We start from the raw sequence: 15,084 nt of genomic DNA, 5'->3' as shown, positions 1-15,084 counted from the left end.
GGGGCTTCCCGATCGCTATTCGGCACTTAAGCCGTTAAATACTTTTGTCTGTTTCAATTCATTTCTTCGCCAGTTCCTGGTTCAGTGTCCAGAGCTCCCGGCGTTCTTCGCTGCTTAAACCGTGTGTGCGCTCGCGGGCGATTAGCTCTTCCTGGCGCAGCTCAAGCATCGAATCAAACATATGGTTGAGTGAGTCGGTGAAGGTTTTTTCAGCAATATCCTTATCTGCTATATCGTCCCACGTCGACAATTTTTCAAGGGTGGCCGCATCATTTGTGCCACGATAGTGTTCTAAAAGCTGTCCGGTGGTTAGCCCTGGCTGGGACAAACAAGTGTTGACCAGTTCTGCGAATAAGCCAAGTCCAGGCAGCTTATTCTGGTCCAGGCCGCTTAACGGGGGCACCAGCGGCGCCAGTTCCGGATTTTGCACCAGCAGTCCTATCAGTATACGCATGGTCGTGCGTTTTAGCTGCGGAGCGGGTCGGGAAGTCCCACTTTCGGACAATTTTGGCATTAATCGTTCAAGCTGGCTGTCATCCAGAATGCCAAGCTTGTTGCCCAATTCCTGTCGCAGATAAATGCGTAACGTTTCACCCGGTACCTGAGTGATGAGCGGTAGCGCCAGCGTACTCAACTGCGCTCGACCGTCCGGTGTGCTCAGGTCCACCTGCGGCAGCAGGCTATTAAACAAAAACGCGGAGAGCGGCAGGGCCTGCTCCATCCGGGCTTCGAATGCCGCTTTCCCCTCTTTACGCACCAGCGTATCGGGGTCTTCGCCATCAGGTAAAAACATAAAGCGTAGCTGACGACCATCCGTCATGTACGGCAGTGCGGTTTCCAGCGCGCGCCAGGCGGCGTCTCGTCCTGCACGGTCACCGTCATAACAGCAAATAACGTTGTTCGTGGCGCGGAACAGGAGCTGAATATGATCGGCGGTGGTTGAGGTGCCCAGCGAAGCCACGGCATAGTTAATACCATACTGCGCCAGCGCCACCACATCCATATAGCCTTCCACCACTAACAAACGTTGCGGATCGGCGTTATCCTGCTGCGCTTCATAAAGGCCATACAGTTGGCGGCCCTTATGGAAAATATCGGTTTCCGGGGAGTTGAGGTACTTCGGTAGAGCATCACCCAGCACACGACCGCCAAAACCTATCACCCGACCACGCTTATCGCGGATGGGGAACATCACCCGTTCGCGGAAGCGATCGTAACTGCGTCCCTGATCGTTGGTGACCAACATACCCGCATCCACCAGTGACTGGCGATTTTCGCTATTGCCGCCAAACCGTTTCAGGACGTTGTCCCAACCGGGGGGCGCAAAGCCAATAGCAAAACGCGCGATCACTTCACTACTGAGTCCTCGCTTTTCCAGATACTGGCGCGCAGGGGTAGCGGCGGGTTGCATCAGAGATTGCTGATAAAACGTGTTCAGGCCATCCATCAGTTGATACAGGCTTTGCCGTTGATGGCGCTCTATCTGACTGGGGCCTGTGCCTGCTTCAAACGGGACGTCAAGGTTATGCATAGCCGCCAGTTCTTCGACGGTTTCCACGAACTCGAGCTTGTCGTAGTTCATCAGGAAGTCGATAGCGTTGCCGTGCGCGCCGCATCCAAAGCAGTGATAAAACTGTTTTTCACCGTTTACGGTGAAAGAGGGGGTCTTTTCGTTATGGAACGGACAACACGCGTGATAATTTTTGCCCTGTTTTTTCAGCTTTACCCGCGCGTCGATGAGATCGACGATGTCGGTTCTTGCCAGCAGGTCATTGATAAATACGCGTGGGATTCGTCCAGCCATATGCCCCGTTTATTTTTTATGACTCATATACACAAAATCATTCAGGTTGCATCAAGGCGGCAAGAGAGCGAATCCTCAGGAGCGTACATCAGTACGTGACTGGGGTGAGCGAGCGCAGCCAACGCAGAGGCAGCTTGAATGATGACGTGTATAAACGAAAATAAGCCGCGCATTCCTTTCGGAAGCACGGCCTTACAACTACAACTCGGTCTGAATCGAGAGCCTCAGCCCCCGACAGAGATTAGTACAGACGAGTGCGGCGTGCGTTTTCGCGAGCCAGTTTCTTCGCGTGACGTTTCACAGCAGAAGCTTTGGCGCGTTTGCGTTCGGTAGTCGGTTTTTCATAGAACTCACGACGACGAACTTCCGCCAGAACGCCTGCTTTCTCGCAGGAACGCTTGAAGCGACGCAGTGCTACGTCGAACGGCTCGTTTTCACGTACTTTAATTACCGGCATGTAACTCTCACCTTTGATAAATTCGGTTTGCCGCTGGCATCAGCGCCAGCTTATTTCAAAATGGTGCGGAATTTTACTGCAATTGCTGCTGCTTTGTAAAGCACCGATGCGATTTTGAAAGGGACTTTTATAAGGGGGAAGAGTATACACGAAATCGGGAGTGAGGGTATACATCTACCCGCATTCGACCTACACTGCGCGGTAATAACGTGAGGTAGAAACAAGTCATGCGTGTACTGGGAATTGAAACATCCTGCGATGAAACCGGCATCGCCATTTACGACGACGAAAAAGGTCTGTTAGCCAACCAATTGTATAGTCAGGTGAAATTACATGCTGACTACGGCGGGGTCGTGCCTGAACTGGCCTCCCGCGATCATGTCCGCAAAACGGTGCCGCTGATTCAGGCGGCGCTGAAAGAGGCGGGACTGAGTGCGAAAGAGATTGATGCGGTGGCGTATACCGCAGGACCGGGTCTGGTTGGCGCGCTGCTCGTCGGCGCAACCGTCGGTCGTTCGCTGGCGTTTGCATGGAATGTGCCCGCTATCCCTGTACATCATATGGAAGGGCATCTGCTGGCACCGATGCTGGAAGATAACCCGCCAGAATTCCCCTTTGTGGCGCTGTTGGTATCGGGGGGACATACCCAGCTTATCAGCGTGACGGGCGTTGGGCAGTATGCGTTGCTCGGTGAATCGATTGACGACGCTGCCGGTGAAGCGTTCGATAAAACCGCCAAGCTGCTGGGACTCGACTACCCTGGCGGCCCGATGCTGTCGAAAATGGCGTCGCAGGGCACCGCCGGACGTTTTGTTTTCCCGCGGCCCATGACCGATCGTCCGGGGCTGGATTTCAGCTTCTCCGGGTTGAAAACCTTTGCGGCGAATACGATTCGTAATAACGGCGATGATGATCAAACTCGTGCCGATATCGCCCGGGCGTTTGAAGACGCGGTGGTGGATACGCTAATGATCAAGTGCAAGCGGGCGCTGGATCAGACCGGCTTTACGCGTCTGGTGATGGCGGGCGGCGTCAGCGCCAACCGTACGCTGCGGGCGAAGCTGGCGGAGATGATGCAAAAACGTCGTGGCGACGTGTTCTATGCCCGTCCGGAATTTTGTACCGACAACGGGGCGATGATAGCTTATGCCGGTATGGTGCGCTTTAAAGCGGGGGCCACGGCGGATCTCGGCGTGACCGTACGACCGCGCTGGCCGCTGGCGGAGCTGCCTGCGGCATAAGCGCTTTCTGTCCTGCCCGGTGGCGCTGCGCTTACCGGGCCTGCGAATCTATTCTCTGCGTTTACCGGATCGACAAGACCGTAGGCCGGGTCAGGCGAAGCCGCCACCCGGCAATACACCGCATACACCCGCACTACACCCGCAGCATTCCTCTGTCTTCCAGAAACGCAATAATTGTCGCCAGACCGTCACCCGATTTTAAATTGGTAAACGTCCACGGGCGCTCGCCACGCATACGCAGCGTGTCGCGTTCCATGACCTCCAGCGACGCGCCTACATAGGGAGCGAGATCGGTTTTGTTGATCACCAGGAAATCCGATTTGGTGATCCCCGGTCCGCCTTTTCGCGGGATCTTTTCCCCTTCGGCCACGTCGATCACGTAGATAGTGAGATCCGCCAGTTCCGGGCTGAAGGTGGCGCTCAGGTTGTCGCCGCCGCTCTCAACAAAAATCAGATCCAGATTGCCGAATTTTTCGCTTAACGCGTCCACCGCGGCCAGATTCATCGAGGCATCTTCGCGGATGGCGGTGTGCGGACAGCCGCCGGTTTCCACACCGACAATGCGTTCCGGTGCCAGCGCGCCAGCTTCGGTGAGAATGCGCTGATCCTCTTTGGTGTAGATATCGTTGGTGACCACCGCCAGTTGCCAGCGGTCGCGCATCGCTTTGCATAGCGCTTCCAGCAGGGCGGTTTTACCGGAACCCACCGGGCCGCCTACGCCAACGCGCAGGGGATGTTTGTACTCACTCATTGTCTCTCCTCAGGAGCGAAATAAACGGCAATATTGCGTTTCATGGCGTGCAGAGGCGATGGCTGCCAGCGGTGTGGCGGAACCCAGACCGTCGTCCGGGCACGCCAGCGCCTGCGCCATGCCCTCGGCATACTGCGAGCAAAGCGTAATAATCAGCCGCTGGGCTGCCTGCTGACCAAACGGCACCAGTTTGACACCGGCCATCACCGCACTCTCAATCCAACTGTATCCGAACGTTAAGGCCAGGTCGGGCAGCGGAATGCGCCACTGCACGCCCAGCCAGGCCATACCGCAGAGCTGACTGTCGGCAAATAGCGTGCGCCATGGCTGCGGGCATTCTGGCTGCCAGTCGACGACCAGTCGGGTGAACGCCGCGCCCCGACTGCGCTCTTCTTCCCGTAGCTCACGGGTTTCCCGACAGGCCAGCAGATACGCCGTCCAGCGTCGCGCGGCATCAATATCATCCTGTTCGCAGGCGTGATACAGCCGGGCGAACAGCGGCAGGTCGACGGTGAAAACGCTGTTTTCCATCTGCCGGGTTTGCCAGCGTGCGAAGGTGTCCACGCTGTTCACCCAGCCGGTCTCAACTACCCACTCCAACCCCTGTGACCAGGTAAACGATCCCACCGGCAGACTGCTGCTGGCGAGTTGCAGTAGACGCAACTGCTGCAGTGCATCACGCATCAGTGCGCATGGCTGTGGTGATGACCATGAGATTCACTGGCATACGCCCCGGCCTCAGGTTCAAACGGCAAATGCGCAAACGTCACCTGCAGTTTGAACTGGCGCAGCATCGTATCCAGCACATGATCGTGGTGATAGCGCAGTTCGTCCGGCAGAATTTGTAATGGGACGTGGCGGTTACCGAGGTGATAACAGGCTTTCGCAAGCAGGAACGGATCGGCACAGCGCACCACCGACACCGCCTCGCTGGCGGCGATGATTTCCACCACTTCCGTGCCGTCTTCAGTGCTCAGGCAGTCGCCGCCGCGCAGCAGCAGGCCACGGGGCAGCATCAGCCCCGCCTCGCGCCCGTCATTGAGTTGTACTTTCGCCCGACTCTTCACGCGGATATCAATTGGCAGCGTCAGCGTGGCGGTGACGTGCGCTGGGGTGTCAACGCGTTGCGTCAATAACAGCATCTCGGCTCCTCAAAATAAAAAGTAACGCTGCGCCATTGGCAGAACGTCAGCGGGTTCGCTGGTGATCAGTTCACCGTCGATACGGACCTCATAGGTCTGGGCATCCACGGTGATATTGGGTTGCAGGCTGTTGTGGATCATGTCGGCTTTTTTCACCGTCCGGCAGCCTTTCACCACGGCGGTTTGGCTTTGCAAATTGAGTTGCTGCGCGACGCTGTTTTCCACCGCCGCCTGTGACAGAAAGGTCAGCCGGGAATGATGACGTGCCGCGCCGAGCGCGCCAAACATCATGCGGTAATGCACCGGTTGCGGCGTGGGGATGGAGGCATTGATGTCACCCATCGGCGCGCAGGCGATCATGCCGCCCTTCACGATTGTGGCTGGCTTCACGCCGAAAAAAGCAGGGGACCAGAGCACCAGATCCGCCAGCTTCCCGGCCTCAATCGAACCGACTTCGTGGGCGATGCCGTGAGTCAGCGCCGGGTTAATGGTGTACTTGGCAATGTAGCGCTTCACGCGCAGATTATCGTTATCACCCGTTTCTTCCGCTAACGGGCCACGTTGCACTTTCATCCGGTGCGCCACTTGCCAGGTGCGCAGGATCACTTCCCCCACGCGTCCCATTGCCTGAGAGTCCGATGAGGTCAGCGAAAACGCGCCAATGTCATGCAACACGTCTTCGGCGGCGATGGTCTCCCGACGGATCCGGGATTCGGCAAAGGCGACATCCTCGGCGATATCCGGATCCAGGTGGTGACAAACCATCAGCATGTCGAGATGCTCATCAATGGTGTTGACGGTGTAGGGCAGTGTCGGGTTGGTGGAAGAAGGAAGAATGTTGGCATGTGCGCAGGCAGTGATGATATCCGGAGCATGCCCGCCGCCGGCCCCTTCGGTGTGAAACGTGTGGATGGTGCGATCGCCAATCGCTGCCAGCGTATCTTCGACAAAGCCCGACTCGTTTAATGTATCGCTGTGCAGTGCCACCTGAATGTCCATCTCATCGGCTACGGTCAGCGCGCAGTCGATAGCCGCAGGCGTCGCACCCCAGTCTTCGTGGATTTTCAGGCCGATGGCGCCAGCGGCAACCTGCTCGCGCAGCGCATCGGGATGGGAACCATTGCCTTTGCCCAGCAGGCCGATATTGACGGGCAATGTGTCCGCCGCCTGTAGCATTCGGGCGATATACCACGGTCCCGGCGTGCAGGTGGTGGCATTGGTGCCGGCAGCCGGTCCGGTGCCGCCACCAATCATTGTCGTCACACCGGAGACCAGCGCTTCTTCCGCCTGCTGCGGACAGATCCAGTGAATATGGGTATCCACGCCACCCGCCGTCACGATCTTGCCTTCGCCGGCGATCGCTTCAGTGGCGACGCCGATTGGGATCGTCACGTCAGGCTGAATATCCGGATTCCCGGCTTTGCCAATCGCAAAGATCCTGCCGTCTTTAATGCCGATATCCGCTTTGACGATCCCCCAGTGATCGACGATTAGCGCATTGGTGATCACCAAATCCACGCAATCCTGAGACGGCATCTGCCCCTGGCCCATGCCGTCGCGGATCACTTTGCCGCCCCCGAATTTGACCTCTTCGCCATAGGTGGTGAGATCGTTTTCCACTTCGATCCACAGCTCCGTGTCCGCCAGACGTACTTTATCGCCGGTGGTCGGGCCGAACATGTCGGCGTAAGCCTGTCGGGAAATTTCAGCCATGTTTCACCTCCAGCGCACCCATGACGTCGCCGCGAAAGCCAAAAATACGCTGTGCGCCCGCCACGCGTACCAGCTCGACCTCTCGCTTTTGCCCCGGCTCAAAACGTACCGCTGTCCCCGCCGGAATATTCAGACGAAAACCCAGCGCGGATTCGCGGGCAAAGCGGAGCGCCGGGTTGACCTCGTAAAAGTGGTAGTGCGAACCCACCTGAATAGGGCGATCGCCATGATTCTCCACCACGATCGTGCGCGTTTCACGCCCTGCGTTGATCGCAATGTTTCCTGTCGCGATCCGGTATTCACCTGGAATCATGGTTGCTCCTTAGACGATCGGACTGTGAACGGTGACCAGCTTCGAACCGTCCGGAAAGGTCGCTTCAACCTGGATGTCCGGGATCATCTCCGGAACGCCTTCCATCACCTGTTCACGGTTCAGAACGTGGCGGCCATCCTCCATCAGCGCAGCGACGCTTTTGCCGTCGCGCGCCCCTTCCATGATGAATGCGCTGATGAGCGCCACCGATTCCGGGTAATTCAGCTTCAGCCCGCGCGCCAGTCGGCGCTCCGCGACCAGCGCGGCGGTAAAGAGCAACAGCTTGTCTTTTTCTCTGGGAGTCAGTTCCATAGGGAGTCTCTTAGGTTTGCCAGATGCGCGGCGGGTGCGGTGGCTTTTGGGTTAACAGCGGGCGCAAAAACTGCCAGATTTCACGCATGACGCGCTGAACGATCAGGTTGTCGTCTGCCAGAAAACGGACCGTCAGCAGCCGGTCGGCGAGCGTTGCCCCGGCATAATCACCGAGCGGAGCCAGACGTTCGCGCACGCCGTCCAGCATCTGTTCCGTGGCCGGATAACAGAGCAGGGTGCCGCACCACGGCTGACTGGCGATGGCCGCGAGATCCCCATCACGCAGCGTCAGGCGCTCGATGAGCAGCGGCTGCCCGTCACGCCAGACTTCCAGGCGGTTATGCAATGCGCCGTGGCTGAACGTCTCTTGCATGACCGGTCGCCCGAAGCAGAGCAGATCCCAGCCCAGCAGGCGGCTTTCGGCGGTGAGATGAAATATGGAGCAGAGGCTGGCGTTAGCGCCCGGGAACAGGCTCGTATCCTGCGGCAGCCATTCCAGCGTCGCGTTCGGGGCCAGCGTAAACGTCTGGAGCAGTCGTGCCAGCGGACCTGCGCTGCGATAAAACTTGCCCGCACCGGGCATGGTGATTAATACATGGCTGTTTTCGTCCAGCGTGACGGAAATCTGGAGTTCATCACCGCCGACAATTCCGCCGGGAGGATGGAGTAAATAGAGATGGCAAACATCGTCTTGCGGATAAAACGGCCGTTGAACCGTCAGGGGACCGACGTGGTGTGCGCGAGTGAGCACCGTTTTATGCGCGGTATGGCTAAACCGCAGGTCGAGTTCGGCCTGCCAGCCCCGTGTTGGTGTCTTGTGCGCAACGGTATCCAGAGCGTTTCCCTTATCAGCGTGAGGGTGTTTGCATAGTAAAAAGTATGCCTCAGCAGAGGGGGAAAACGGTCATATGAGACGCTTATGGAAAAAGGGGGCGACAGCCCTGCCGCCCCAACGAGGTTAAAGCAAAACGAGAGGCATCCAGAGCAACCCGGTCGCCAGCAGCAGCACCAGGAAAATCAGACCGAAAATTGCCCCCAGCCGCCAGTAATCAACCGTCGGCAGATAACCGCTACCATAGTAGATAGGGCTTGGACCGGTCGCATACGGGGTGAGAATGCTGCCCAGACCAATAGCCGCACCGACCATCAGGCAGAATACCGGTAATGGAATTTCCGGCATCGCCAGCGCGGCAGCGATCATCATTGGTGCCAGCGCGGAAGTGTAGGCCGTTGCACTGGCAAAGAAGTAACGTAACAGCCAGAACACCACGATCAGCGCGATCATCACCAGCACCGGTGAGTAGCCGCTCAACCCGCTGGCCAGCAGCTTGCCAAACCAGGTGATAAAGCCGGTGTTGTTCAGTCCGGTTGCGAGAGTGATGAGCGAGGCCAGCCAGAAGAAGACGTTCCACGCCGATTTATTACTGACGATGTCATCCCAGGAGATGATGCGCAGCACCAGCATCAGAGCGACGACGCTGTAACCGACCATGGCTGCGTCGATATAGTCTCCGCCGAAGATCCACAGCACCAGTGCGCCTACCATCAGCACCAGCATCTTTTTCTCACGCGAGCAGAGCGGCCCCATCTCTTTCAGTTCCGACTCCGCCCAGCGCGGCACCTGATCGCCCGACTTCAGCACGGGTGGATACAGCACATAGGCAAGCCACGGCACCAGCAGAACCAGCAAAATGCTCAGCGGCAGCATGCCTAAGAACCAGTCACCCCAACTGAGCACCGTATGAGAGGCGGTCTTCATCAGGCCAATCAGCAGTAGGTTTGGTGCCATTGCCGTCAGGAAAATGGCGCTGGTCACACAGTCGGCGGTGATCCCCATCCACATAATGTAAGAGCCGATGGAGCGGGCACTGGGATCGTTGGGTTGTGAGTTATAGAGAGGCGGCAGGTTGCGGATAATCGGGTAGATGATCCCTGCGCCGCGTGCGGAGTTAGAGGGGGTAACAGGGGCAAGGATCAGTTCTGAGAACATCACCGCATAGCCGAGAAACAGCGTGCGGTGCCCCATTTTTTTCACCAGCATCAGCGCGATACGCCGACCGAGGCCGGTTTTTTCATACCCGGTGCCGAACATAAAGGCGGCGAAAATCAGCCAGATAACCGAGTTAGAAAAACCAGAAACCGCCCACGAGAGCGCCTTGGAGGTAAATTTGAAGCCGTCCTGGGCGAGCTGTTCCGGGCTGAACAACAGCCACGGCGAGAGGACTGCGATAATCGATATCCCAATCATCGCCACGACTGCGCCGGGTACAGGTTCCAGAATGAGTCCCACGATGACGCCGGTAAAGACCGCAAAGTAGAGCCAGGTGTGGCTCTCAAGACCGGTGGGGACGGGCAAAACAGCAATAATGGCGATGACCACCAGCGGAGCCAGATATCGCCACCAACCAGATAAAGGTGCCATTGTCGTATCCCTGCGAAAGAGGGAGAGGCGCAGGCCTCTCCGGAAGGGTTATTTGATGTAATGCACGTGTTCACAGATTTCGTCGACGATGGGACCGCGACGCTCGGCGAACTGTTTTTTGTTTTCGGCGATCAGGTTGTTGCCGTGGGTGTCGATAGAGACAATCAGCGGACCGAACTCTTTCACCCGACAAACCCACAGCGATTCCGGCATACCGAGCTCCATCCAGTGCACCTCTTCGATCTCTTCCACCTGGGTGGCGGCCAGCACCGCACAACCGGCCGGGAAGATTACGTGCAGCGCCTTGAATTTCTGGCAGCCTTCTTCCGTCAGCGGTCCCATGCCGCCTTTACCCACCACCAGTTTGACGCCTGTCTGCTCAATGAACTCTTTTTCAAAGGCTTCCATACGCATACTGGTGGTCGGGCCGACGGAGACCATCTCCCATTTTTCACCGTTCTTACGTACGATGGGCCCGGCATGGAAAATCGCTTTGCCATTGAGGTCGTAGGGGATCGGGCGCTTCAGTTCGATCAGTCGGCGGTGGCAGACGTCGCGGCAGGTCACCAGCGTACCGGTCAGATAGATCACATCGCCAACGCGGATGTCTTCCAGGTCTTCGGCTTTGATCGGGGTTGTGAGGATCTTTTTCATAACGCGCTCCGGGTGTGAGACAGGTTTTCGAAGGAGAGGTCAGAATGGACCAGCAGCGTGCCGCGGCGGTGCGCCCAGCAGCCGGTGGAGACGGCAACGCCGATGGTTGACGGGTGACGCGCGGCGGATTCGATATGTACGCCCATCACGGAACTGTTGCCGGTGAGCCCTTGCGGACCAATGCCCAGCCGGTTCAGCCCCTCTTCCAGACGCAGCTCAAGCTCTGCCGCTTTTGGATTCGGATGGCGGGAGCCAATCGGGCGCAATACTGCTTTGCGCGACAGTACGGCGGCGGTTTCAACGGAGGTGGCGATACCCACGCCGACCAGCACTGGCGGGCAGGCGTTGACGGCCAGCGTCGAGATGTTTTCAAAGACGAATTTCACTACGCCTTCATAACCTTCGGAAGGCATCAGTACTTTGGAGCGCCCCGGCAGCGTGCAACCACCACCGGCCATATAGACTTCAATTTCCGCGTCATCGCCGTCGGGCACAATATCCCAGGTTACCCACGGTACGCCGCTACCGGTGTTTTTACCGGTATTCACTTCGTCAAAAATTTCTACGGCGTTGTGGCGCAGCGGCGCTTTCACCGTGGCATCTTCCACCGCTTGCTTGAGAATGCTTTGCAACTCACCCAGCAGTGGAAAACGGGAACCGACCTTCACGAAGAACATGATCTCACCGGTGTCCTGACAGGCCGGACGGTTAAGATCAATCGCTTTTTGCATGTTGTCGAACATCGTGTGGTAGATGATTTGCCCCATCTTTGATGTTTCGGCGTCCCGCAGCTGTTTTAATTTGTCCACCACATCGTCGGGCATACGGGTGGATATCATGGCGGTAAAGTTGGCGACTATTTCCGTCAACGTATTAACCGCATTTTGATTATTTTGATTGCTCATCATGTCAACTCCAGTTCTTTTATTTTTCTGGAAATAAATTCTCTTTCACAAACTACCATTAAATGTGTGGTTTTATATTATTTGCCACTGTGTATATGCAATTAACAGTTCGTGAATGATGCTGAAGAAAGATGATGAAAATTGAGCAAAGGCAGAGATTAACCGTAGATTGCGAATTACACTTGAGGTATCAACTTCATGGATAACCCGAAAAATGCTCAAAAACTGGCCCTTAGCCAAAGACCTTCAGGTGCTGGTGGAAATTGTCCATACGGGCAGCTTTAGCGCAGCGGCATGCACCCTCGGACAAACGCCTGCCTTTGTGACGAAGCGGATTCAGATCCTGGAAACCACGCTCGACACCACGCTGCTTAACCGCTCTGCGCGCGGTGTGGCGCTGACGGAAAGTGGCCAACGCTGTTATGAACAGGCGCTGGCGATCCTCACGCAATATCAGCGCCTGATAGATGAAGTGACGCAAATCAAAACGCGACCGGAAGGGATGATTCGTATTGGTTGTAGCTTCGGGTTTGGCCGCAGTCACATTGCGCCTGCCATTACCGAACTGATGCGCAATTATCCTGAGTTACAGGTCCATTTTGAACTCTTCGATCGGCAAATTGATTTGGTTCAGGATAATATCGATCTTGATATTCGCATTAACGATGAAATCCCTGATTATTATATTGCGCATTTGTTAACAAAGAATAAAAGAATATTGTGTGCCTCCCCCGGATATTTACAGAAATATCCTGAGCCAAAAACCTTGCAGGAATTAAGTCACCACGATTGTCTGGTGACAAAAGAGCGTGACATGACTCACGGAATATGGGAACTGGGAAATGGCACGACGAAAAAATCGGTCAAAGTGAGCGGGCATCTCTCTTCCAACAGCGGTGAGGTCGTTCTGCAATGGGCGCTGGAAGGCAAAGGCATCATGTTGCGTTCAGAGTGGGATGTGCAACCGTTTCTGGCGAGCGGCAAACTGGTGCGAGTGTTGCCGGAGTACGCGCAGAGCGCCAACATCTGGGCGGTTTATCAGGAGCCGTTGTATCGCAGCGTGAAGCTCAGGGTCTGCGTGGAGTTTCTGGCGGCATGGTGCCAGCAACGATTAGGCAAGCCGGACGAAGGCTATCAGGTGCTGTAGGCCGGGCTGGACAACGCCATTTTCCGGCCAACCTTACTCGGGATCTTTCTCGCGTCTCTTGCGCAGTTTGGTCCAGATTTTTGTCTCCTGGCGGCGCCACAGACGCTGGATGTTGTCATGATGACGCAGCAAAATCAGGCACGACAGCATGGAGACCGGGAAGGTGAACTGCGGTTTGAACCACCAGACATAAAACGGTGCAATCAGCGCGCTGACAATTGCCCCCAGCGATGAATAGCCGCTCAACAGAACGGTGAGCAACCAGGTGCCCGCCATCACGCCGGTGAGATCCCAACCGATAGGTGCGATAGCGCCAAAGGCCGTCGCCACGCCTTTCCCACCTTTGAAACCGAAGAATACTGGCCAGATATGCCCCAGACAGGCGGCGATAGCGATAAGGCCCAGCCAGAACGGGCTGACGCCCAGCGCATACGCGCCCCAGACGGGCAACATCCCTTTCAGGACATCGAAAATCAGGACCGCTACGGCTGCTCCCTTGCCACCGATTCGTAACACGTTGGTCGCGCCAGGGTTACCGGATCCGCTGCTACGCGGGTCGGGCAAGCCAGCAATGCGGCAGACCAGAATGGCACTGGAAATGGAGCCGCAGAGGTACGCGAAGAGGATCATTCCAGGCGCGATTGCACTCATAAGCTGTTCCGTTTTGAAAATGTCGTGTAAAACGCTACTTCTGTGGATAATACGCATATTTCGCCGGAAGTGGTATCCGGGTTAGCCAAAAAGCAGGCAGGTCGTGATGGATATTGTATTTATAGAGCAACTTTCGGTAATCACCACTATTGGTGTTTACGACTGGGAACAGACGATTGAACAGAAACTGGTGTTCGATATCGAAATGGCGTGGGATAACCGAAAATCAGCAAAAAGTGACGACGTCGCCGACTGCCTGAGCTATGCGGATATCGCCGAGACGATCGTTAGCCATGTTGAAGGTGGGCGTTTTGCGCTGGTGGAACGTGTTGCCGAAGAGGTGGCCGAGCTACTGCTTACGCGCTTTAACTCGCCGTGGGTGCGCATCAAGCTGAGTAAGCCAGGCGCGGTGGCGCGCGCGGCCAATGTGGGCGTAATCATTGAGCGTAGCAATAATCTGAAAGAAAAATAATTATCTTCATATTTGTTAAACCAAACGGATATAAAAGAGTCCTATACCCGTCATACATCAAGTTGCATGTGCGTTGGCTGCTGAGTTACTCGTCTCATCCTGAGACTCGCCCCTTCGGGGCCAGCGCTAGCGCTGTTCAAAGCCCTTTGGGCTTTGTCCCGCAACTCGAATTATTTAGGTATAAAACGCGATCTTTTTGTGCAGTAGATTTTTCTATTTAGGGGTTTATTGATGAGCGATATGCACTCGCTGCTGATTGCGGCAATTTTGGGTGTGGTCGAAGGATTGACGGAGTTTTTGCCAGTTTCCAGTACCGGGCACATGATCATTGTGGGCCATCTGTTGGGATTTGAGGGCGACACGGCAAAGACGTTTGAGGTGGTGATCCAGTTGGGATCCATTCTTGCGGTGGTGGTGATGTTCTGGCGGCGTCTGTTTGGCCTGATCGGCATTCACTTTGGTCGTCCGCTACAGCGTGAAGGGGAAAGTAAAGGTCGTTTAACGCTGATCCACATTCTGCTGGGGATGATCCCGGCCGTGGTGCTGGGACTGGTCTTCCACGATACGATCAAATCGCTGTTTAACCCGGTGAATGTGATGTATGCGCTGGTGGTGGGCGGTTTACTGCTGATCGCCGCAGAGTGTCTGAAGCCGAAAGAACCGCGCGCGCCGGGTCTGGATGATATGACTTACCGTCAGGCATTCATGATTGGCTGCTTCCAGTGTCTGGCGCTGTGGCCGGGGTTCTCCCGCTCCGGGGCGACCATTTCCGGCGGGATGCTGATGGGCGTGAGCCGTTACGCGGCGTCTGAGTTTTCATTCCTGCTGGCAGTACCGATGATGATGGGCGCCACCGCATTGGATCTCTACAAAAGCTGGTCGTTCCTGACGGCGGCCGATATCCCAATGTTTGCCGTCGGTTTTGTCACCGCCTTCGTGGTCGCACTAGTTGCCATCAAGACCTTCCTGCAGCTGATTAAGCGGATCTCGTTCATTCCATTTGCTATTTACCGCTTTATCGTCGCCGCGGCGGTTTACGTAGTGTTCTTCTGACGGATCTCTCATGCCGGATGACGGCGTAAACGCCTTATCCGGCCGAC

At 56.2% G+C, this 15,084-nt stretch carries 17 protein-coding genes; 4 read left to right on the top strand and 13 right to left on the bottom strand.

All coding sequences use genetic code 11. The features are described from left to right. Window positions 1-58 precede the first annotated feature (58 nt). Both dnaG and rpsU read right to left on the bottom strand, forming a co-directional pair. Window positions 59-1,804 carry a DNA primase gene (gene dnaG / locus GBC03_27225; GenBank protein QFS73649.1) on the bottom strand — a complete coding sequence of 582 codons (1,746 nt, stop codon included), beginning with the start codon at window positions 1,802-1,804 and terminating at the stop codon, window positions 59-61. A gap of 241 nt (window positions 1,805-2,045) precedes the next feature. Further along, window positions 2,046-2,261 carry a 30S ribosomal protein S21 gene (rpsU, locus tag GBC03_27220; GenBank protein QFS73648.1) on the bottom strand — a complete coding sequence of 72 codons (216 nt, stop codon included), beginning with the start codon at window positions 2,259-2,261 and terminating at the stop codon, window positions 2,046-2,048. A gap of 227 nt (window positions 2,262-2,488) precedes the next feature. Between rpsU and tsaD the strand changes: the two genes are divergently transcribed. Further along, complete coding sequence (tsaD, locus tag GBC03_27215) at window positions 2,489-3,502, top strand: tRNA (adenosine(37)-N6)-threonylcarbamoyltransferase complex transferase subunit TsaD (protein ID QFS73647.1); 1,014 nt, start codon at window positions 2,489-2,491, stop codon at window positions 3,500-3,502. A gap of 133 nt (window positions 3,503-3,635) precedes the next feature. Here tsaD and ureG read toward each other — a convergent pair whose 3' ends face one another. From ureG to ttdA, 10 genes are all read right to left on the bottom strand, one after another. Next, a complete protein-coding gene (gene ureG, locus GBC03_27210) occupies window positions 3,636-4,253 on the bottom strand; it encodes an urease accessory protein UreG (GenBank protein ID QFS73646.1) in 618 nt (205 codons plus the stop codon). A gap of 9 nt (window positions 4,254-4,262) precedes the next feature. After that, window positions 4,263-4,937 carry an urease accessory protein UreF gene (locus GBC03_27205; GenBank protein QFS73645.1) on the bottom strand — a complete coding sequence of 225 codons (675 nt, stop codon included), beginning with the start codon at window positions 4,935-4,937 and terminating at the stop codon, window positions 4,263-4,265. Next, window positions 4,937-5,395 carry an urease accessory protein UreE gene (ureE, locus tag GBC03_27200; protein QFS73644.1) on the bottom strand — a complete coding sequence of 153 codons (459 nt, stop codon included), beginning with the start codon at window positions 5,393-5,395 and terminating at the stop codon, window positions 4,937-4,939. The genes GBC03_27205 and ureE overlap by 1 nt, the downstream gene beginning before the upstream one ends. A 9-nt stretch (window positions 5,396-5,404) precedes the next feature. Next, window positions 5,405-7,108: an urease subunit alpha gene (gene ureC / locus GBC03_27195; protein QFS73643.1), complete on the bottom strand. Its 1,704-nt coding sequence runs from the start codon at window positions 7,106-7,108 to the stop codon at window positions 5,405-5,407. Beyond that, window positions 7,101-7,421 (bottom strand): urease subunit beta, encoded by a 321-nt coding sequence (locus tag GBC03_27190; protein ID QFS73642.1) that lies wholly within the window; start codon window positions 7,419-7,421, stop codon window positions 7,101-7,103. The genes ureC and GBC03_27190 overlap by 8 nt, the downstream gene beginning before the upstream one ends. A gap of 9 nt (window positions 7,422-7,430) precedes the next feature. Further along, window positions 7,431-7,733: an urease subunit gamma gene (locus tag GBC03_27185; protein QFS73641.1), complete on the bottom strand. Its 303-nt coding sequence runs from the start codon at window positions 7,731-7,733 to the stop codon at window positions 7,431-7,433. 10 nt (window positions 7,734-7,743) lie between these two features. Further along, complete coding sequence (locus tag GBC03_27180; GenBank protein ID QFS73640.1) at window positions 7,744-8,484, bottom strand: urease accessory protein UreD; 741 nt, start codon at window positions 8,482-8,484, stop codon at window positions 7,744-7,746. A 207-nt stretch (window positions 8,485-8,691) separates the two neighbouring features. After that, a complete protein-coding gene (locus GBC03_27175; protein QFS73639.1) occupies window positions 8,692-10,155 on the bottom strand; it encodes a DASS family sodium-coupled anion symporter in 1,464 nt (487 codons plus the stop codon). Between the two features lie 48 nt (window positions 10,156-10,203). Then, on the bottom strand, window positions 10,204-10,809 hold the full coding sequence (ttdB, locus tag GBC03_27170; GenBank protein QFS73638.1) for a L(+)-tartrate dehydratase subunit beta: 606 nt from the start codon (window positions 10,807-10,809) through the stop codon (window positions 10,204-10,206). Further along, window positions 10,806-11,717: a L(+)-tartrate dehydratase subunit alpha gene (gene ttdA, locus GBC03_27165; protein ID QFS73637.1), complete on the bottom strand. Its 912-nt coding sequence runs from the start codon at window positions 11,715-11,717 to the stop codon at window positions 10,806-10,808. The genes ttdB and ttdA overlap by 4 nt, the downstream gene beginning before the upstream one ends. A gap of 211 nt (window positions 11,718-11,928) precedes the next feature. Between ttdA and GBC03_27160 the strand changes: the two genes are divergently transcribed. Then, window positions 11,929-12,861, top strand: a complete 933-nt coding sequence (locus GBC03_27160; protein QFS73636.1) for a LysR family transcriptional regulator — start codon at window positions 11,929-11,931, stop codon at window positions 12,859-12,861. 33 nt (window positions 12,862-12,894) lie between these two features. Here GBC03_27160 and plsY read toward each other — a convergent pair whose 3' ends face one another. Beyond that, the gene (gene plsY / locus GBC03_27155) at window positions 12,895-13,512 is read right to left on the bottom strand and encodes a glycerol-3-phosphate 1-O-acyltransferase PlsY (GenBank protein ID QFS73635.1); all 618 of its coding nucleotides are present in this window, start codon (window positions 13,510-13,512) and stop codon (window positions 12,895-12,897) included. A 106-nt stretch (window positions 13,513-13,618) separates the two neighbouring features. Here plsY and folB point away from each other — a divergent pair, with 106 nt between their 5' ends. Together folB and GBC03_27145 are read left to right on the top strand one after the other, a co-directional pair. Next, window positions 13,619-13,984 (top strand): bifunctional dihydroneopterin aldolase/7,8-dihydroneopterin epimerase, encoded by a 366-nt coding sequence (folB, locus tag GBC03_27150; GenBank protein QFS73634.1) that lies wholly within the window; start codon window positions 13,619-13,621, stop codon window positions 13,982-13,984. 231 nt (window positions 13,985-14,215) lie between these two features. Next, a complete protein-coding gene (locus GBC03_27145) occupies window positions 14,216-15,037 on the top strand; it encodes an undecaprenyl-diphosphate phosphatase (protein ID QFS73633.1) in 822 nt (273 codons plus the stop codon). Window positions 15,038-15,084: the final 47 nt, after the last annotated feature.

This window comes from Citrobacter telavivensis (genome assembly GCA_009363175.1).
Lineage (GTDB): Bacteria > Pseudomonadota > Gammaproteobacteria > Enterobacterales > Enterobacteriaceae > Citrobacter_A > Citrobacter_A telavivensis.
The sequence above is the reverse complement of the archived record's forward strand: the minus strand, read 5'-3'. Positions and strand labels throughout refer to the sequence as shown.